The sequence below is a fragment of the Vibrio sp. OPT20 genome (assembly GCF_963889365.1).
Classification (GTDB): domain Bacteria; phylum Pseudomonadota; class Gammaproteobacteria; order Enterobacterales; family Vibrionaceae; genus Vibrio; species Vibrio splendidus.
In genome coordinates, this window is sequence record NZ_CAWPOA010000031.1 from 239279 (window position 1) to 259124 (window position 19846).

Annotated in this window: 15 protein-coding genes; 11 read left to right on the forward strand and 4 right to left on the reverse strand. The window is 43.0% G+C overall.

The genetic code is table 11. The features are described from left to right. The first annotated feature begins 2 nt into the window (after window positions 1-2). From AACR09_RS02250 to AACR09_RS02270, 5 genes are read left to right on the forward strand one after another with little or no spacing between them, the layout of a single operon-like run. A complete protein-coding gene (locus AACR09_RS02250; RefSeq protein ID WP_193835948.1) occupies window positions 3-968 on the forward strand; it encodes a type II secretion system F family protein in 966 nt (321 codons plus the stop codon). Window positions 969-971: 3 nt separating this feature from the next. Further along, window positions 972-1943, forward strand: coding sequence for a type II secretion system F family protein (locus AACR09_RS02255; RefSeq protein WP_102498635.1), 972 nt, complete (start codon window positions 972-974; stop codon window positions 1941-1943). Beyond that, a complete protein-coding gene (locus AACR09_RS02260) occupies window positions 1940-2944 on the forward strand; it encodes a tetratricopeptide repeat protein (protein ID WP_104215535.1) in 1005 nt (334 codons plus the stop codon). The genes AACR09_RS02255 and AACR09_RS02260 overlap by 4 nt, the downstream gene beginning before the upstream one ends. Window positions 2945-2962: 18 nt before the next feature. Beyond that, window positions 2963-4744, forward strand: a complete 1782-nt coding sequence (locus AACR09_RS02265; RefSeq protein WP_193835949.1) for a hypothetical protein — start codon at window positions 2963-2965, stop codon at window positions 4742-4744. Next, the gene (locus AACR09_RS02270) at window positions 4737-5657 is read left to right on the forward strand and encodes a glycosyltransferase family 2 protein (protein WP_193835950.1); all 921 of its coding nucleotides are present in this window, start codon (window positions 4737-4739) and stop codon (window positions 5655-5657) included. Before AACR09_RS02265 ends, AACR09_RS02270 begins: the two co-directional genes overlap by 8 nt. A 150-nt stretch (window positions 5658-5807) precedes the next feature. Here AACR09_RS02270 and chrA read toward each other — a convergent pair whose 3' ends face one another. After that, entirely contained in the window at window positions 5808-6956 is a 1149-nt protein-coding gene (gene chrA, locus AACR09_RS02275) for a chromate efflux transporter (RefSeq protein ID WP_104215538.1), read from the reverse strand. A gap of 100 nt (window positions 6957-7056) precedes the next feature. Here chrA and AACR09_RS02280 point away from each other — a divergent pair, with 100 nt between their 5' ends. Next, window positions 7057-7983, forward strand: coding sequence for a LysR family transcriptional regulator (locus tag AACR09_RS02280; protein ID WP_054542906.1), 927 nt, complete (start codon window positions 7057-7059; stop codon window positions 7981-7983). Between the two features lie 235 nt (window positions 7984-8218). Here the strand turns inward: AACR09_RS02280 and AACR09_RS02285 are convergent, their stop codons facing one another. After that, window positions 8219-9292 carry a LacI family DNA-binding transcriptional regulator gene (locus AACR09_RS02285; RefSeq protein ID WP_193835951.1) on the reverse strand — a complete coding sequence of 358 codons (1074 nt, stop codon included), beginning with the start codon at window positions 9290-9292 and terminating at the stop codon, window positions 8219-8221. A gap of 248 nt (window positions 9293-9540) precedes the next feature. Between AACR09_RS02285 and AACR09_RS02290 the strand changes: the two genes are divergently transcribed. Continuing rightward, entirely contained in the window at window positions 9541-11643 is a 2103-nt protein-coding gene (locus AACR09_RS02290) for an alpha-galactosidase (RefSeq protein ID WP_193835952.1), read from the forward strand. A 102-nt stretch (window positions 11644-11745) separates the two neighbouring features. Then, on the forward strand, window positions 11746-13443 hold the full coding sequence (locus AACR09_RS02295) for a solute:sodium symporter family transporter (protein WP_193835953.1): 1698 nt from the start codon (window positions 11746-11748) through the stop codon (window positions 13441-13443). Window positions 13444-13594: 151 nt separating this feature from the next. Here the strand turns inward: AACR09_RS02295 and AACR09_RS02300 are convergent, their stop codons facing one another. Further along, a complete protein-coding gene (locus AACR09_RS02300; RefSeq protein ID WP_193835954.1) occupies window positions 13595-14935 on the reverse strand; it encodes an MATE family efflux transporter in 1341 nt (446 codons plus the stop codon). A 276-nt stretch (window positions 14936-15211) separates the two neighbouring features. Then, window positions 15212-16294, reverse strand: a complete 1083-nt coding sequence (locus tag AACR09_RS02305) for an ABC transporter ATP-binding protein (protein ID WP_102448414.1) — start codon at window positions 16292-16294, stop codon at window positions 15212-15214. Window positions 16295-16590: 296 nt separating this feature from the next. Here AACR09_RS02305 and AACR09_RS02310 point away from each other — a divergent pair, with 296 nt between their 5' ends. From AACR09_RS02310 to AACR09_RS02320, 3 genes are all read left to right on the forward strand, one after another. Next, window positions 16591-17511 (forward strand): carbohydrate ABC transporter permease, encoded by a 921-nt coding sequence (locus AACR09_RS02310; RefSeq protein ID WP_102578447.1) that lies wholly within the window; start codon window positions 16591-16593, stop codon window positions 17509-17511. Continuing rightward, a complete protein-coding gene (locus AACR09_RS02315) occupies window positions 17511-18362 on the forward strand; it encodes a carbohydrate ABC transporter permease (protein ID WP_004734435.1) in 852 nt (283 codons plus the stop codon). The genes AACR09_RS02310 and AACR09_RS02315 overlap by 1 nt, the downstream gene beginning before the upstream one ends. A 176-nt stretch (window positions 18363-18538) precedes the next feature. Continuing rightward, the gene (locus AACR09_RS02320) at window positions 18539-19765 is read left to right on the forward strand and encodes an ABC transporter substrate-binding protein (RefSeq protein ID WP_017095501.1); all 1227 of its coding nucleotides are present in this window, start codon (window positions 18539-18541) and stop codon (window positions 19763-19765) included. Window positions 19766-19846: the final 81 nt, after the last annotated feature.

Here is a 19846-nt window from a genome sequence, read left to right on the forward strand (position 1 = left end):
ATATGGATAATGTAAGCGTTTCATTAGCCCTATTATTTATCGCAGTACTTTTTATTTCACAGGCGTTGTTATTACCTGCTGCCGGTAAGAAAGCGAAACATAAAGAGTTGTCTCGCCGCTTAAAAGAAACGCAGCGTAATATCGATGCAGAGAGTTTGTCATTACTTAAGGAACACTATAACAAAGAGCTTTCTCCGCTGGATCGTAAGCTCATCGTTATTCCTTTCTTCGCTGGCTTGAAAAAAATGTTGGAACTTGCCGGTATGAAAGTGACGTTAAGCCGGTTCTTACTTGTTGTTTCTCTTTGCGCCGGAATACTCTCATTGATATCGATAATGACCAACCAAGTATGGTTCCTTACTGTCGCGGCATTCATTTTTGTTTGGGTTATCGCCTATCTATTTGTGCAAAATCGAGTGACCTACCGAATGGCTCGATTTGAAGAACAGCTTCCTGAGGCTTTAGATATTATTCGACGTGCATTACAAGCAGGACAACCCCTCGTTCAATCATTTAACGAGGTTGGCGAAGAACTTCCAGATCCAATCGGTGTTGAATTTAAAAATACCTATAACCTGCTTAATTATGGTTATGACTTACGTTTGGCGATTCTACAAATGACAGAACGAGTACCAACCGTCTCAATGTTGGCATTTTCTAGTGCTGTAATGTTGCAAAAAGAGACAGGGGGTAACCTCTCTGAGAATCTGCAAAAGGTATCTGAAGTACTTAGAGCACGTTTTAAACTGGAAAGGAAAGTCAGAACGCTCTCTGCTGAAAGTCGTTTATCAGCATGGATCTTAACGTTATCTCCTTTTGGTTTGTTTTTCGCATTAAGGGTCGCTAGTCCTGAGTATATCGAGCCACTCTATAAAGATCCCCGCGGCCTATCCATGGTGAGTGTCGGTATTGTTCTTTTGGCTATCGGGGCCTTGTGGATTAAAAAGATCATCAGCATAGAGATATAACCTATGGAATTATTAAATATTGAAGTTTGGAAGCAGATGTTAGCAGACTTTGGAGTTAGCTCTCAGATGGTTATCTATTCGATGATTTTGCTTACAACAGTGTTGTTAACGCTAACGCTTGGATTTCTTTTTTTAGGAGCTCGTTCTCCCTTGGACAAAAAACTGAGACAGATATCAGAAGATGGGGCACCTACCGGCAGAAAACCATACGACTTCTCGAATACGTTAGAATCATTAAGCCCTTTTATAAGTAAAGGTAATAAAAAAGATAATGAAACTTACTCAGAAAAGTTGATGCATGCAGGGTTTCATGAGAAGAGCTCGTTATCGGTTTTCTATGCGTTGAAGGTTTTATCTAGCTTAATAGGTATCGTCGCGGGCTTTATGGTTTATTACATAGCGTTAGGCGGAGAGTATAATAAATTACTCATCATGACCTGTGTTTTTCTTGGCACATTCACACCTAATATTATTCTAAGTAAGCTGCAAAAAGAGCGTCAGAAAAAAATCAGAAACGGCGTCCCTGATGCGCTTGATCTTCTTGTTGTATGTACTGAATCAGGGCTTGGCTTTAATGCAGCTCTTGGACGTGTTGCATCAGAGCTTTATATCTCTCAGCCTGAACTTGCGGATGAACTAGAGACTGTGTTTGCTAAAATTCAAGCGGGCGTCACTATGCCTGATGCGCTTAGGCAGCTTATCGAACGAACTGGTTTAGTTGAATTGGAAGGCTTGGTTTCTTTGCTTTCTCATGCATCGAGAATGGGCGGAAGTTTAGCGCAAACGCTCCGTGACTATACTGAAGATTTTAGAGATAAGCGTCAGCAAGCCGCTGAAGAAATCGCTGCGAAAATACCGACTAAAATGTTATTCCCCATGTTGATATTTATTTGGCCTTGTTTTTTCATTGTTGCACTTGGCCCTGGACTCTTGATCGTAATGGACGCATTAAGTGCGCCGGGAGCAAGTTTATGATGTTATACAATAAGTTTCTTCTACTACTATTGCCCATTTTGCTACTTGGTTGTGCATCTTCTGACGAACCAACCAACCAATTTGATGCCGAATTGTATTCGGGTAAACCAATCGATAGTTTGACTAGTGATGATCCACCGCTAAATGAAAAAGAAGCAATTATGCGCGGTGACATTGCTCTGCGAGACAACAATATAGACTTGGCGTTGTATGAATACATACGCTCTTTGTCTTTCCCTGAAAAAGAGTTTCACGATAAAACTCTGTTCACTATTGGCCAAATACATTCGTCTCGCGGTAACTATGCGTTGGCCGAGAAAGCTTACCTTGCAGCGCTAGATTTTAACCCCGCTCACACTGAAGTTTTGGAGCAGTTAGGCGTTCTATACACCAAACAACGTCGTACAGATGAAGGACGGAGTTATTTCTTTAAAGCGATTAATTCAGACCAAGTTCGTTTAAAAAGCAGTGAAACTATCCAGAACTACCAAGCATTGAGCCAAAGTGAAGTGGCCAGTTTGAAGGTCGATAGTATGTCTCCTGCATTGGCTTATATGGGGATTGGGGTACTGGAAGATGTTGACGGTAAGCATCAGATTGCACAAGAGTACTTTAAAAAGTCACTGACGATAGATAAAAGTTCAGTCAAAGCTTTGTTGAATATGGGCTATTCTCATTACATGTACGGTAACTACAAAGAAGCCTATCAATACACGCGTTCAGCTTTAGAGTTGGATCCGAATAATGAAAAAGCTCAGAATAATCTGGCACTTATTTATTTAGCGTCTGGGGATATTAAAAAAGCAACCAACGTATTTATGAGACATATGGAAGCTCCGGAGGCGTTGAATAATGTTGGTTATTTCCTAATATTACAAGGAAAGCCCGATCAGGCGGTTCCATATTTACAACAAGCTATCGATAAAAAATCATCTTACTATAAAGTGGCTAATGAAAACTTAAACAGAGCACTAGCGGAAGTGAGAGAGATGGAACAATAGGGATTTGATTTTGGCTCAATGAAAAGGATATTCATATTGCCTAAAAGCGAAAGCTTTAATAAAGATATCATTACAATTTCTGCTCTTTGGCTAGTTTGTGCCACAGTGATATTTTTTTATAAGTGGGAAAGCGTTTCAATACTCAACTTGAATGACAATGACGACTATATGCGTTTTGTTCAGTTTCAAGAGTGGATGAAGAACGGCCATTGGTATCTAGAGCCGATGAGCAACTTCAATACCGCTGATGGTATTATTATTCATTGGTCTCGATTTCCTGACCTAATACTATCTTTAGTCGCTTTCCCATTGCTATTTATGGTCGATGACAGTATTGCGTATGCAATCTCAATTTCTATTGTCCCATTGTTTTATTTGTTGTTTTACGCACTGTCATGTTTTTATTTATGTGAGCATTACTTTGGAGGTAAGTATCGCTTCATAAGCATGATGTTCGCTATTTCTTCCCCTTCAATTATTCATTTCTTACCCGGTTCTATTGATCATCACAATATTCAACTTATATTAGCAACACTGTTTCTGTCTTTAACACCTATTACTATTCACAACCTTAAACAATCATGGCGTGTTTACGCTCAATCTGCTTTTCTGTCTTTATCGTTGTGGACAGGAATGGAGAATATATTGTTATTTATGGCTTTCTTTGTCATTTATACGGTTTATTGCAGCTTTTTTCATAACGGATGGTTTAGTTACATCTCCAAGCTATACGTAACTTGTACTATGTTTTCTATTTTTGCTGTTTTATTAAATAGACCTTACGATGAGTTTTTTGTTTTAAAATATGATGAAATATCATTCATTCTCATTATTCTTTTTCTTAGTGGTTGGGTGTTTGTTAATATTTACAATCGATTGGCTAATGATGACATGAGCTTAAATAAAAGAATGTTATTGTTTGTTTCCCTTGGTTTGTTGTGTTTGTTTCCTGTTGGGGTTCTTTATCCCTCGCTGACCAGTGCTTTGTTTATTGATTACCCACCGATACTTAAACTTTATTGGCTAGATCAGGTCACCGAGGCTAAATCTGTAGTTGATTACATAGAAATTAAAGGTTTTTTTTCTGTTGATAACTATGCCTTACTATTGGTACCCGCTATTCTATACCCAGTTTTAAGAATTAAAAATCACCACTGTACAGTACTGTATCTCATATTCATGTTTAATTTAGCTCTTGCGATATTTTGGCAGGTTAGAGTAATAAGGTTGTGCTTTGTTTTAGCTGCACCTTTTCAAGCATATTTTATTATTAAACTATCTGAATATGTCAGATCCACAATATTAAAAATCATCATTATTTTTTCTGGATCTCCGTTATCGGTAGCATTTTTCATTATTGCATTGTCTCCAACAGGGGGAATTACCACTACCTTTGATGATGAATACAAGTCACCAAGTATCTTTAATGTACTAAAAGATAACGGTATCAATTCACATACTATCCTTTCTGGAATAGAAACTGGCGCACCTGTATTAGCTAAAACGAACAACAGTATAATTGCTGCTCCTTATCATAGAAATATTGTGGGCAACCAATTTTTAATCGAAGTGATGTTAGAAGAGAACATGTTTCTGGCAAGAAAAAAAATAGTAGATAAAAAGGTTGATTATATATTGATCGGTAATGATCCTCACTTATCTCTCCTCAAGAATTCTGGAAGCGAGGACTCTTTAATTAGAAGGCTTTATGGAGATAACATTCCTGCTTGGCTAGATGTTACATACGATGGAATTGAGGATGGTTACCGAGTTTTTAAAGTAAGGAGTGAGCATGAATAAACAGAAAGTAGCAATATTACTCCCATGTTATAACGAAGCCGGAGCCATTGGCGAAACGGTTACCTCTTTTCAACAAGCCTTACCGGGTGCATCCATTTATGTTTACGACAACAATTCGACCGACAACACGGTCAATGAGGCGTTACAAGCTGGAGCGATTGTGCGACATGAACCTCGCCAAGGTAAAGGGGAGGTCGTGAGGCGGATGTTCTCCGATATCGACGCTGATATTTATGTGATGGCTGATGGCGATGACACTTACGATGCATCAGTATGCCCGGCTTTGATCGAGCAATTAAAGACAGAAAATCTTGATATGATTATTGGCAGTCGCGAGCGAACTTCAATGGCTTATCCTAAAGGACATATCCTTGGCAACAAGATGTTTTCAACACTGATTAATTTAGCATTCAATGCACAATTGAATGATGTATTTTCTGGCTATCGAATTATGAGCCATCGATTTGTCAAAACCGCACCTATCTTCAGCGATGGCTTCCAAATAGAAACAGAACTCACCGTGCATGCGTTACACCATAATATGTCCATTAAAGAAGTCTCAACTCAGTACCAATCTAGGCCGGAAGGAACCGCTAGCAAACTGAACACCTTGAGTGATGGCTTCAAGATCCTCAACTTTATCTTGTTCTTATTGAGAGATGTAAAACCAATGTTTTTCTTTGGCGTGCTCTCGATATTGCTTGGTCTTATTTCATTGAGCTTAGGTATTCCCGTTATTGTTGAATTCGTTGACACGGGTTTAGTGGCAAGGCTACCTACAGCTGTTTTGTCTAGCTCAATAGCTTTGATCGCTGTGATGTCTTTTTTCTGCGGTTTGATACTCGATAACGTATCACGAGGTAGGCGAGAGATGAGAATACTCTCTATTTTAAGATTTAAGGACGATAAATAATTAGGCTGAGGTTTTTGGCCAAGGGAGCTGCACTCGAGTGCTTGAAGTGCTAGGTGGAGTTGCAATTGTATAGCTGCTGCTGTGATGACGATTTTGATTAAAGTAAGAAGTAGGCGACTAGCTCCCCTACCTCTTACTCTCAATTATTACTTAGATTGCCAGACTGGTAATCGCACCCAATAACATGAAGATCCCCACTAAACCTACAATCGGCATCTTCACGGTTTTCAATAGCCAAACACCAACAATGATCAGAGCGAAGTCTAAGCCGCTACTCACTGCACTTGTGAAGATGGGTTGGTATAGAGCCGCAAGTAATAAGCCGACTACTGCTGCATTCACACCAGTAAGAGCACCAGCCACCAAAGGTTTACTCGCAATTGCCTGCCAGTTCTTCAATACACCCAGTAGCAGCAAGAAGCCCGGTAAGAACACCGCAATCGTTGCGAGCAGTGCCCCTGTGATCGGTGCTGATGGCATTAATACATAACCTAGGTAAGTGGCTAACGTAAACATCGGGCCTGGTACGGCTTGCGCTGCGGCATAGCCTGTTAGGAAGGCATCTTGAGACAGTTGGTCACCAATGCCATTCTGTAGCAACGGAAGAACCACGTGACCGCCACCGAATACCAAGCTGCCTGCTTGGTAGAACAAGCCAAATACTTCAATGCCTTGAGAGTAAGCACTGAATAGAGGCAGACCAACCAGTAAAGCAACGAAAATCACGAGTGGTGTTAACGATATCTTGTGCGTCGAAGGTACTGTTTTTAATTCGTGTGAGGTTAAGAACTTACTGCCAACCATAGCAGCAAACAATAGAACTAATACCTGAGGCCAGATCCCAGGAATTAAAAGCAGAACAATCGCGGTTATCACACACAGTGCTGTTGCTATCTTTGATTGGCAAAAGTTTTTGTACATGCCGAAAGTGGCGTCAGCTACAACCACGACCGCGAGTAGCTTAAGTCCGTGGATGATTGAAATGAAAAGCGGTGCTTCCAACAACTGGTTGCTCACTAAGGCCAATATCAACATTAGGATGACAGAAGGGGAGGTGAAGCCTACAAATGCGGCAATCGCACCGGTTAAGCCACCTTTTTTGTAACCAACCGCGAAGCCAACCTGACTTGAGCCTGGACCCGGCAGAAATTGACTGAGGGCGACAATTTGCCCGTACTCTTCGTCGGATAACCAATTCAGTTTCTCAACAAAGGTTTTACGGAAGTAGCCAATGTGTGCCGCTGGTCCACCGAAGCTAATCCAGCCAAGCCAGAAAAAGGTTTTAAAAATTGAAAGCATGATCGATTCCAGATAAATGTTTAGCGTAATTTAGGTGGAGTTGAACTATGATTCAAATTAATTGTTTTAATTATAATTATGAATGATATGGGATTGATTTGTGGCTGATTTTAACTGGAAAGGAATTGACCTTAACTTATTGATTGCACTGCAAGCTCTATATAAAACCAACAGTGTGAGTAAGGCGGCAGAACGTTGTTATGTCAGCCAATCAGCGATGAGTCATAGCTTACAAAGACTGAGAAAGCTGTTTGATGACCCTTTGTTTGAGCGGGTCGGTAGCAAGATGGAAGCGACCGACCGAGCGATTGAATTATCAAGCACCGTCGATGCCTTACTCAATACCATTCAGTCAGAAGTACTGTTGTCTAAATCGTTTGATGTAGCAACCTATAAAGGCACTTGGAAGATCGGTCTGACTGATTATGCTGAGCAGATGTTCGCTCCAATGTTGTTTGATCTCATTAAGCAATCTTCGCCTTATTCCCAAGTGACGTTATTCAATGTCAATCGAAGCAACTATCAACAAGTGTTTGAAGACGCTAAGCTCGATATCGCGATCGGTAGTTTTGGTGAGGTACCAAAGCCTTATCGAACAAAGCATTTGTATACAGAGCAACATGTGTGTTTGTTCGATCAGTCGGTTTTATCTATTGAACAACCAATGTCTTTAGATCAGTTTGTGTCTGTAGAACATGCATTAGTTTCTCCTGCGGGATCTCTAAAAACGGGTGTTGATGTTCGATTGGCTGAGCTAGGTTTCAGTCGAAAAGTCGCTATATCTTCAAGTAACTTCTTGACAGTAAAACGATTAATTCGTGGTCGAGAGTTGCTGTGTATTGTTCCTCGGCTCGTGGCGCGTAATGATATTGATACCGAAGATACTTTACTGGCGGTGAAACCACCTATCGATGTTCCAGACTTTGATATACAGCTTGTCTATCGCAAGGCAAAGCATCTAGATGATAAAAATAAATTACTTAGAAAGTTGATTGCTAAAGCTATTTCATCTGTGATTAGTGACTAAATTTATGAGCTGTGATTTGACGTTAAGTTTGTCCAAATTATCCCTAAAAAAATCCGGTTAATTACTAGAACGTGACTATACTTAATTTACGACTCAAAGCAGTCGTAAAGAATAGGCTTTTTGATTTACCTAAGTAAAAAAATTGGTTATATCCTCATGATATAGCTTAAAAAACTACCAGGCTAAACGGACTTAGTTGGTCTTAAAGCGCTAGCTCCCCCTAGCGCTTTTTCTTTTATGTCGATTCTGGCAAAAGGGTCTGAATCCTTTTTAGCAGTTGCTCGATCTCTTGTTTTTCATAGTGAGCCGTCACTTTCGGTTGGCTGCTTTCTCTTGGGAGTAATGCCGTTTCGATATGGTGCTGCAGTAAAGCATCTTGTGAGTTGGCGTTGAGCTTCTCTGCAAGTATCACAGCTTGTCGACCAATCGTGGTGAAGTCTTGTTTGACGGTGGTCAATGGTGGATTAAAAAACGCACTGTCCTCGATTCCATCAAAGCCGACGACCGCAACCTTATCAGGGACAGGTATCTGCAGTTCTTGCAGTGCACGTAAAGCCCCCAATGCCATCTGATCACTTGCCACTAACACGGCATCAAATACGGCTTGTTTAGCGACAGCTTCTCGAACGCCAAGATAACCACTCTCTGCTTGCCAGTTTCCTTGATATTGATACTGCACCTTACTCTCTGCATCTGATAACGCGGCTAACCAACTTTGGTGACGAATCTTTGAGGCGCTGGATTCGTTCGGACCAGTGATTAACAGGAAGTCCGTTCGTCCGCTCTCAAGTAGATGTTGAGCCGCCAGTTTTGCTCCTTCCGCATGATCACCGCAAACATAGTTCACTTGGCTGTTAGAAGGGACATCAATGAAGATTAGGTTGAGGTGCTGATATTGTTCCACTAACAATTCTGCATCGGCACTCTTTAATGGCACATTCAGAATAATGCTGTCGACCTGTTGAGCCATCAATTCACGAATGGCCTCACGGGTGTTCGCGAGATTAGGCTCGGAAACAACAGAGAAAGCGACGCCATAACTCATATCATGAGCCTGCATTCGCACGCCATTGGCGATCATTGCTGCGCCATGCAGTGCCATATCGAGAGTGACTAAGCCAACGCTGGTGGACTTGGCTCGACTGAGCATTTGAGCACCTTTATTGGGTACATAACCAAGTTGCTTTATGGCGGCGTTAACCTTGTTGCGGGTGGATTCCGCGACGTCTTGTGAGCCATTGGTTACTCGAGATACCGTCTGGGTGGATACCCCTGCCAGTTTTGCTACGTCTTTGAAGGTGATACTCATCGCTCTGCTCATCGAATATTTTAGAGTGAAATAAGCCTACCGAAATTTACCAAACTAAACTCTGCTCACTTTCAAATAAATGTCTTTCAAAACATTAAAAATGTTTCCGGAAACAGTCGATCTTGTGCAAGTTTCTCGAATGTTAAAGCCAATTTACATCACGATTTTGTCGGTTTTGGATACTAATTTGGCGTGATGGGTTCACTATTATTTCTATATTATGTTTACGAAAACAATAGAGATTAGTAATGAACGAATTTATTCACTTAAAGAGTAAAAACCATAGTTTGATCATTAAATCAGGGCGCGTTCCAGAGGTTTTGCATTGGGGGGCAAAGATCGCAAGTATTGATGAAGATCTTCTGCTTTCGACAGAGAGACCGATTTCTCAAGCGCGACTAGATGTGGATGTGCCTCTCTCTCTTTGTCCTGAGTTAGGCAGTGGGCACTTTAACGCTCCGGGCATTGAAGGTCATAGAGAAGGGCTTGATTGGGCTCCCGTCTTTAAGACAGTTCGTTACGATGCTCAAGATCAAGAAGTGAGTTTCCTCCTTGAAGACAAGGTTGCTCTACTGGATCTTAAGGTTGAGATCAAACTGGATTTCGAATCTGACGTCGTCCAAAAGCGTGTAACTGTCACCAATAACGGTAGCAATAAATACTACCTGAATAAGCTTTCTTCCACGTTGCCATTGCCAATTCATGCCAACGAACTTATGACGTTCCATGGCCGTTGGTGTCATGAGTTTCAAACGCAACGCCAGCGTTTTGAACACGGCGGCTTCATGCAAGAGAACCGTCGCGGTCGTACTTCACATGAAAACTTCCCTGGCATGTTTGCAGGCACTCAAGGGTTCTCAGAGCAGAACGGTTTGGTGTGGGGATTTCATTTGGGTTGGAGCGGTAACCACCAAATGCGCGCGGATGTTCGTAGTGATGGTCGCCGCTTTGTTCAAGCGGGAGAGTTATTGCTAGCGGGTGAATCGATTCTAGAACCAGAGGCTACTTATCAGACACCTTGGCTCTATGGCTGTTACAGCAATTCTGGCTTGAACGGTATTGCTCAGCGTTTTCAGCAATTTGTTCGCGACAACATTATTAAATTCCCAACCGAAAAACCTCGTCCCGTTCATTTAAACACATGGGAAGGGATCTATTTTGATCACAAGCCTGACTACATCATGAAGATGGCAACGGAAGCGGGCGTGATGGGCGTTGAACGTTTCATTATTGATGATGGTTGGTTTGTGGGGCGTGATGGTGAACGTACCGCACTGGGCGACTGGTATTTGGATGAAGTGAAATACCCAAATGGCTTAGAACCTGTGATTGAACATGTTAATCAACAGGGTATGGAGTTTGGCCTTTGGGTTGAACCTGAGATGGTAAGCCAAGATTCTAACCTTTACCGAAACCATCCGGATTGGGTGCTTGGTTTACAAGGGTACCATCAACCATCTGGTCGTTGGCAATACGTGTTAGACCTACAAAATGAAGCGTGTTTTAACTACTTGTATGAACGCCTCAGTGCGCTGCTGACTCGATACAACATCACTTACCTTAAGTGGGACATGAACCGAGAGTTGGTTCAACCTGGGCATCAAGGTAAAGCTGCTGTGCATGGTCAAACTAAAGCGCTATATCGCCTTGTTGATGAGTTGAATCGAGCGCACCCAGAAGTCGAGATTGAATCTTGTTCTTCGGGCGGCGGCCGTATCGATTTTGAAATTCTAAAACGAACACATCGTTTCTGGGCATCGGATTGTAATGATGCCTTAGAGCGCCAAGCCATTCAGAAAGGCATGAGTTACTTCTTCCCACCAGAAGTGATGGGGGCGCACATTGGCCCAGCAGAATGCCACTCAACCAACCGTCGTCACAGCATCAATATGCGTGGTGTAACTGCACTCATGGGGCATATGGGTGTTGAGCTTGACCCTGTTAAAGAGTCACCGGAAGAGAAACAAGCATTCTCACATTACATTTCACTGCATAAGCAATTTCGTCATGTTTTGCATTCTGGTCGTAGTTTCCGAATGGATCCTTCGGACAAAAATCAGAATATTTATGGCGTTGAAAATGACGATGAAATGCTGATCACCGTGTGCCAATTGGCGATGCCTGAATATGCTCTGCCTTCGCCACTTCGTATTAGCTGTGTGGAAGACAACGCGATGTATCAAGTGAAGTTAGTGGACATGCCAAAAACCAGTTTCCAGTTGATGAAACAGCGCCCCCAATGGCTCGACAAAACGTTGACCCTGAGTGGCGATAACCTCAAGGAAATTGGATTGACCTTACCGATTCTAGACCCAGAGTCAGCCTTGATTGTTCATCTGAAAAAAATATGAAGCGTTAACTCTGAGCTCCCCCTACAAATAAAATTCTAAATATAAAAATATAATCGGCAGCGAGGAATTGCTGCCGCAATAACTAAACTTAAGGAAAACAAAATGTCTATTACAGTTCTGCTGTCATTCTTGTTATTTACTGGTTTTGTTGTCGCGTTTACCTACAACAAAGTTAAAAATGACAAGAACACCTCACAAGACGGTTTCTTTCTTGGCGGAAGAAGCTTAACCGGTGGTTTGATTGCCAGCTCCCTAATTTTAACCAACTTGAGCGCGACTAGCTTTGTTGGCATGAGTGCACAAGCTTATACCCACAACATGAGTGTCATGGGGTGGGAAGTGGCCTCTGGTGTCACTTTGGTGATCATCGCTTTGATGTTGGTACCGCGTTACCTGAAGCAAGGGATAACGACGATTCCAGACTTCTTAGAGAGCCGTTACGACATGTCGGTGAAGAAGTTTGTGACGTTACTTTTCTTGTGCCAGTACGTCATCAATATCTTGCCAACCACACTTTATGCTGGTGCCGTTGTTTTGGGGGAGATCTTTGATGTTCAAGCTCTGCTAAATATTTCAGAGTTTAGTTCAATAGCACTTATTTCGGCGACGATTGGTCTACTTGGCTTCTTTTACGCGATTTATGGCGGCCTAAAAGCGGTTGTGATTGCGGATACGATTAATGGCGTAGGCCTGATTGTTGGCGGCATGATGATCCCCGTGTTTGGTTTGATGGTGTTGGGCGAGGGCAGCTTTGGTGCTGGCTTGGATATTCTGCTTTATGCAGCGCCAGAGAAGCTTCAATCGGTGGGTACAGAAACCGATCCACTGCCGTTCTCAACATTGTTTACTGGTCTGCTTCTGGTGAACTTGTACTACTGGGGTACTGACCAATCCATCATTCAACGTGCACTAGGTGCTAAGAACCTGAAAGAAGGTCAGAAAGGGGTTATCCTTGCTGGTGCAATTAAGGTTATCTCTCCGCTGTTCCTAATTATTCCAGGCATCATCGCGTTCCACATGTTTGGCGCTGATGCCGGTAACCCTGACACCATGTACACGCGCTTGGTAAACGAAGTTTTGCCTAAGCCGTTGGTTGGCTTCTTTGTCGCGGTTATGTTTGGTGCCATCCTAAGTACATTTAATGGTGTGCTTAACAGTTCGACCACTCTATTTGCATTGAATGTCTACAAACCTTTGTTTGGCCAAGGTAAAACAGATGAAGAGCTGGTGGGTAAAGGCCGTATCTTTGGCGTTGTGATCGCGATTATCTCGGTATGTATCGCACCATTCATCATGTACGCACCAGAAGGTTTGTTCCAATACCTACAAATGGTAGCGGGCTTCTTCAGTGTGCCAATCTTCACTATCGTGTTTGTGGGTTACATCTCTAAACGTGTGCCAGCTCTAGCGGCTAAAGTGGCGTTGGTGGTATTTGTAAGTTCATACGCTGCGATGCAGTTAGTGTTCAAAACACCTATTCACTTCTTACACCAATTGGCGATTCTGTTTGTTGTATGTACAGCGCTGATGTTCATCATTGGCTACTTTATGCCACGTGAAGATGATTACGTGATGCCTGTGAATGAAAACATCGATGTCACACCTTGGAAGTTCCGTTTCGAAGCTTCGGCTATCATTCTCTACATGGTATTAGGTGCTTACGTGATGTTCTCTGATGTTGGTTTTGTCTCGGATGATCCAACCATCATGCAGGTGTACGGTGTGTGCGGCATTGTAATGTTGTTCGGAATTGCTGCACGGTTGGCAAAGCGCAAGAAAGCACTTGAAGCTGCCGCATAACCTTCACAGAGCCTGCCATTCGTTCCTTTAGAATGAGCTTGCTAAGTAAAAGGATCATAGTAGGCCAATAACTAAAAAGGCATCTCAATCGTAATGAGTGAGATGCCTAAAATATTGTTTTTATACTGGTTATTGTTTGGCTACTTACTACTTACAAAGAAAAACGAGTCCACTTTTTTGTTCTCCAACGATACGCCATGATGACTCCGCGGAACCATTCATCCATCGCGATTGCCATCCAAGCACCAAATACGCCATAACCCCAATGCACACCAAGTAAATAACTCATCGCAACGCCAATGCCCCACATGCTAAGAATGCCCATTTTGATAGGGAACTTAATATCGCCTGCGGCTTTTAAGCAAGAAATGAAAATTAGGTTAAACACGCGACCAGCTTCTAATAGTATCGAGCCTGCGATGAGTGCGGCAGTCAGTGCGATGATCTCTGGGTCTTGAGTGAATAAATCCAAAATCTCGAATCGGAAAATATAGACCACGCAGGTAATGGTGATAGAGGCGATAAAGCCTACTACAAAGTATCGTTGTACACGGTTGGCTATCTCATCTATCCAACCTTTACCAATGTAATAACCCGTTTGGATTTGGCTACCTTGGCCGATGGCTAAGGCAAAGGCAAAAGAGAGACGTGCGATGTTTTGTGCGTAAGTAAACGCGGCCAGTGAAGACGTTCCCATCTGAACCACAAAGAAGGTAATACTGATTTGCGCCATGTTGTAAGAGAGTACTTCTCCAGCGTTCATAGAGCCGATCTTCATGATTTTTTGATAGATAGCTTTAGGCACAGATTTGAACTGTTTCATCGGTAGGTCAATGCCTTTGTTTCTTACGACACCGATTAAGATCAATAAGCCGATCACTTGGCTAATGACTGTCGCTGTTGCAACCCCTTGTACGCCGTACACTGGCAACCCGAAAGGTTGGTAAAGTGCACAGTAGTTGCCGAAGATGTTGATCACACCTGCAATCATGTTGATGACCATCGGTGATTTTGAATAGCCATGGCTGCGCAGAATCGTGGTGAGAACGACACCTATCGTGACATTAAAGGTGAGAGCACCACTGATAAACAGATACTCTTGAGCGTACTGTTCGACTTGAGCTTCCAGTTGGTAGAGCGGAATAAAATATTCAGCACCAAGAATCGCAATCATACTGAGTAACACACCGGTAATAATGGCCAAGATAATGCTCGCCACGCCCACGTGAGCGCTCTCTTGAGTGCGAGAAGCACCGTTGTACTGTGCGATTAGGATGCCTGTACCACTGCTGACCATGGTTGATACGATGATCAGAAAAAAGGATATCTGAGAGATAACACCAACGGCGGACACGGCTTTGTCTGAGTATCCCGATAACATGAATACATCGCTGGTGTTGAGTGCGGTTCTTAGAAGAACTTCGATAAAAATTGGCCAGGTGAGCGCAACGATTCCCATGCGTTTATTTAGGGTGGAATCAGCATTAGGCATTTAGGTTTTCTCAAAAAAGGGATAGGCGACACTATAGTTTAGCCATTATTGCGTAAACGACTATCAAATTAATGTCCGGAAGACTCTGAAGGATAAATTAATTTCGAATAAGGCTTCAGAAGACAACATTTAGGGACGTGTTATGAAATTTTAAAAGCAGTTTCATAAATTAAGGAACAAGGGGGCGAGGATTGTGGCTGTGTGGAATGATATGAAAAGCGGGTTTGAAATAACACGGTAAAGCTAACGATATCTAGCTTTACCGTTTTTAACGACTTAGTTAATCCGCTGACCTTCAGCATCAAACAGATGGCAATCTTTTGATGAGAAATTTAGATTGAGAGACTGATAACGTGCGACCTCTTGATCTCCGGGTAGGTGGACTTTAAAGCTATCAACACCACATGATTGGCCAAACATGTAAGTACTATTGCCCAATCGTTCTACCACTTCGCTCTGGAACTCAATAGTGATATCTGACTCGCCATTGATCTCCAAATGTTCTGGTCGAATACCAAGAGTCAATTTTTGTCCTTCGGCAAGGCCATCACTTGGCAATGGTAGAGTCATTTTATTAAGTCCATTGACGGTCAGTTGGGCATGAGTTTCTGATGTGCTGTTCACGATACACGGTAAGAAGTTCATTTTTGGAGAGCCAATAAAGCCGGCCACAAATTCATTTTGAGGGGAATGATACAGTTCGAGAGGTGAACCCACTTGCTCAACTCGACCATCTCTCAGTACCACGATTTTGTCTGCAAGTGTCATTGCTTCTACTTGATCGTGCGTGACATAAATCATGGTATTTTGCAGATCTTGATGCAATTTTGCGATTTGTAACCGCATATCGACACGAAGTTCAGCATCTAAGTTTGATAAAGGTTCGTCGAATAAGAACACTCTTGGGTTACGAACAATCGCTCGACCAATAGCAACACGCTGACGCTGTCCACCTGACAGTTCTTTAGGTTTACGTTTCAACAAAGGGTCTAGTTGAAGCGTTTTCGCTGCACTGGTGACTTGTTTCTCGACGACTTCCTTAGCTACACCGTTCATTTTCAGGCCAAAGCCCATGTTTTCTTCAACCGTCATATGCGGATAAAGGGCGTAGGATTGGAATACCATCGCCACACCACGCTCGGCAGGATCGACATCGTTAACCAGATCATCGCCAATATGGATCTCACCTTCAGTAATCTCTTCCAAGCCAGCAACTAAGCGTAAGAGAGTTGATTTACCGCAACCAGACGGCCCAACGAATACTACGAATTCGCCGTTACTTATTTCTAGATCAACACCATGGATCGTTTGAACATCACCATATCGTTTGATGACCTGTTTTAAGCTGATATCAGCCATGCTCTCTCCTTGCTTCGTTGGACTGCATCTCTTTGCCTTTAAAACATACGCTTTCATCAGAAATTTGTTAGGTGCCTCGCATGATTTATTGATCGTGGTCATATAAATTTGGCGATCTATACCGATTTTTGTGGAAACGTTTACAAAAATAAAACATAACTGTGCGCAATGTTATCAATAAGCCTAATATTTGAACGTAATTACTATAAATGCTGCGTTGCTTGATTAAATTTAGAAACCTAGGTGGAAATTAATCAAATAGTAAATGAAGCTTTTAATACAAGGAATTTCGGGAAATGGAGCAATCTGTGAAAACGATATACCCAGAAAATCGCATCCCATCGGCGAAAAAGAAAAGGCGCATTAGTTCTAAGGTGTCGCCTTGGCTGTTCTTGGCGCCAGCCATCGCTATCTTCTCTCTCTATGTTATCTACCCCATCTTGGACAGTATCTGGCTGAGCTTCTTTGAGTGGGACGGGCTAGGTGAAAAAGAGTGGGTAGGGCTTGAGAACTATCGTGAGCTATTTGACTCTGATGCTTTTTATACTTCGTTAACGAATAACTTCCTTTGGTTGATCTTCTTTATGCTTGCGCCACCGTGTGGCTTAGCGATTGCCCTTTTCTTAAACCAACAAGTGAAAGGCATTCGTGTCGTAAAATCCTTATTCTTTTTCCCCTTTGTTATTTCTCAAGTGGTGGTCGGCCTCGTATTTTCTTGGTTTTATGACCCGTCATTTGGCCTTTTCAATATGGTATTGGGTGCGTTCGGTTTTGAGTCTATTTCAATACTCGCTGACGAAGACTATGTGACCTACGGGATCATTGCCGCGGGCCTATGGCCACAAATTTCTTACTGCATGATCTTGTATCTCACGGGGTTGAACAATCTCGACCCAGAGCAATTAGAAGCGGCGCGACTTGATGGTGCAAAGAAGTGGCGCATGCTCTGGTATGTAGTTCTTCCTCAACTAAGACCGGCGACGTTTATCGCCGTAGTCGTGACCGTGATTGGTGCCCTGCGTTCTTTCGATTTAGTGGCAACCATGACGGCGGGTGGACCTTGGGGCAGCTCGACGGTACTGGCGTATCAAATGTATGAAGAGTCTATCTTTAACTATCGAATGGGTTACGGTGCAGCGGTTTCTGTGGTGCTGTTTCTGATTATGGATATCTATATCGCTTACTTCTTGTGGCGTATGTTAAGGAGTGAAAAATAATGTTTCCGCAACCAATTCAAAAAGCCGGTCGCTTTACTAATATCAGCTACCGAGTCGCGTTACCTATCTCGATCGTGATGTGGTTATTACCGCTAATCGCCGTGATGATGACGTCGATTCGGTCGATGGATGACATCAACAAAGGTAATTACTGGGGCTGGCCGAGCGAGATTCAGTTCATTGAGAACTACACCCAAGTTTTTACCTCGACCTCAATGGGGCAGTACCTAATCAATAGCTTGATCATCACACTGCCAGCGGTCGCAGGGGCTGTCGCACTCTCGACTCTGGCTGGGTATGCCTTGGCGAAATACAACTTCAAAGCCAACGTTTGGATATTTGCGATGTTTATTGCGGGCAACTTTGTTCCGTTCCAAATTTTGATGATTCCAGTGCGTGATTTAACGATTGGACTTGGCCTTTACGATACCCATTGGGCATTGATTTTCTTCCATATCGCTTTTCAAGCCGGATTTTGTACCTTGTTCATGCGTAACTTTATCGTCGGGATCCCAGATGCCTTGATCGAAGCGGCGCGTGTTGAAGGGGTGAGTGAATGGAAAATATTTTGGCATGTTGTACTCCCTCTGGTTCGCCCAGCTTTAGCGGCGTTAGCCGTATTGGTGTTTACCTTTATTTGGAACGATTTCTTCTGGGCTCTAGTACTGGTTCAGAGTGATGACGTTCGCCCTGTAACTGCGGGTTTGAGCTCACTTCAAGGCCAATGGCTGGCGTCTTGGCAGTTTATGTCGGCGGGTGCAGTGGTTGCGGCTATCCCACCGGTAGTGCTGTTCTTTACCATGCAAAAGCACTTTATCGCAGGCCTGACATTAGGTGCGACCAAAGGGTAAATAACGAGATAAGAATCGATACACGAATCTAGCAATAGCGACGGCTTTAGTCGTTATTGCTACCGACATCCCGAATGGATGAATCATTGAAGAGAAACTAAAACACGAACAACCCTACGAGAGAAAACAATAAGAATTGGACTTAGAGAGCTTAGCTCCATAACAAGGACCTCAATATGAAATACGTGAAACATATCGCTGCCTCTGCAGTGCTCGCTGCCTCCATGTCTGCAACATCGTTTGCAGGTACCTTAGTCATCAACTCAGATGCTTCTGATCCAGCGCCAAAAGAGGCGTGGGGTGAGATCATTAACCGCTTTGAAAAAGAAAACCCAGATATTACGGTTAAGTACAATTTGTACGATCACGAGTCGTACAAAACAACGATTCGTAATTGGTTGGTCACTTCGCCGCCGGACGTGGTTTTTTGGTATGCGGGTAACCGAATGAAAGCCTTTGTTGATCGCGGCCTGTTTGAAGATGTGAGTGATATTTGGACTGACAACAACATGAAGCAAGACTTTGCGTCAGCCGCACCTGCAATGACGGTGAATGGCAAGCAATTTGGTGTGCCATACACGTATTACCAATGGGGTATCTACTACCGCAAAGATATCTTTGAGCAGTATGGAATTGCTGAACCTAAAACATGGGATGATCTGAAATCGGCATCGGCAACGCTGAAAGAAAATGGTGTGGCGCCGTTTGCTATTGGTACTAAGTACTTGTGGACTGCTGCGGGTTGGTTTGATTACATCAACATGCGTACCAACGGCTTGGATTTCCATATTCAGTTGATGGAAGGCAAGGTGCCTTATTCTGACGAACGTGTGAAGAAAACCTTCGCTAACTGGGCTGAGCTTGTTGAGCCTGGTTACTATCTAGAAAATCACGCCTCTTATTCTTGGCAAGAAGCTCAACCTTTCTTGTACAACGGTAAAGCGGCGATGTACCTGATGGGTAACTTCATCACGCCTAACTTCCCTGCTGAGTTAGATGGCAAGATGGATTTCTTCCAATTCCCTGTCATCGATCCAAGTGTTCCTATGTCTGAAGATGCGCCTATGGATACGCTACACATTCCTTCAAAAGCGAAAAATAAGGAAGATGCACGTAAGTTCCTAGAGTTTGTTGCTCGCGCTGAAAACCAACAGCTGATCAATGAGATGCTGTTACAAATTCCGACCAACAATAAAGCCAAAGCCAAGTCTGATCCGTTCTTAGATAAAGGTGTAGCAATGCTCGCTTCTACCGATGGTACGGCTCAGTTCTATGACCGTGATACCGATCCTGCGATGGCCAAAGAGGGCATGAAAGGTTTCCAAGAGTTTATGGTTCACCCTGACCGAATCGAAAAAATCTTAAAGAAACTCGATAAGGTGAGCAAGCGTACCTTTAAGTAATATCTCAATAGCCGCAGCGGTTCAGGCTGCGGCTTTTCTTTTGTCTCTCTAGGGATTATTGCCAGTGCTGATTCGTTGGTG

Coding starts and splice junctions, on each gene's coding strand:
- AACR09_RS02250 (WP_193835948.1), top strand. CDS start 3: ATGGATAATGTAAGCGTTTCATTAGCCCTATTATTTATCGCAGTACTT.
- AACR09_RS02255 (WP_102498635.1), top strand. CDS start 972: ATGGAATTATTAAATATTGAAGTTTGGAAGCAGATGTTAGCAGACTTT.
- AACR09_RS02260 (WP_104215535.1), top strand. CDS start 1,940: ATGATGTTATACAATAAGTTTCTTCTACTACTATTGCCCATTTTGCTA.
- AACR09_RS02265 (WP_193835949.1), top strand. CDS start 2,963: ATGAAAAGGATATTCATATTGCCTAAAAGCGAAAGCTTTAATAAAGAT.
- AACR09_RS02270 (WP_193835950.1), top strand. CDS start 4,737: ATGAATAAACAGAAAGTAGCAATATTACTCCCATGTTATAACGAAGCC.
- chrA (WP_104215538.1), bottom strand. CDS start 6,956: ATGCTTTCAATTTTTAAAACCTTTTTCTGGCTTGGCTGGATTAGCTTC.
- AACR09_RS02285 (WP_193835951.1), bottom strand. CDS start 9,292: ATGAGTATCACCTTCAAAGACGTAGCAAAACTGGCAGGGGTATCCACC.
- AACR09_RS02290 (WP_193835952.1), top strand. CDS start 9,541: ATGAACGAATTTATTCACTTAAAGAGTAAAAACCATAGTTTGATCATT.
- AACR09_RS02295 (WP_193835953.1), top strand. CDS start 11,746: ATGTCTATTACAGTTCTGCTGTCATTCTTGTTATTTACTGGTTTTGTT.
- AACR09_RS02300 (WP_193835954.1), bottom strand. CDS start 14,935: ATGCCTAATGCTGATTCCACCCTAAATAAACGCATGGGAATCGTTGCG.
- AACR09_RS02305 (WP_102448414.1), bottom strand. CDS start 16,294: ATGGCTGATATCAGCTTAAAACAGGTCATCAAACGATATGGTGATGTT.
- AACR09_RS02310 (WP_102578447.1), top strand. CDS start 16,591: ATGGAGCAATCTGTGAAAACGATATACCCAGAAAATCGCATCCCATCG.
- AACR09_RS02315 (WP_004734435.1), top strand. CDS start 17,511: ATGTTTCCGCAACCAATTCAAAAAGCCGGTCGCTTTACTAATATCAGC.
- AACR09_RS02320 (WP_017095501.1), top strand. CDS start 18,539: ATGAAATACGTGAAACATATCGCTGCCTCTGCAGTGCTCGCTGCCTCC.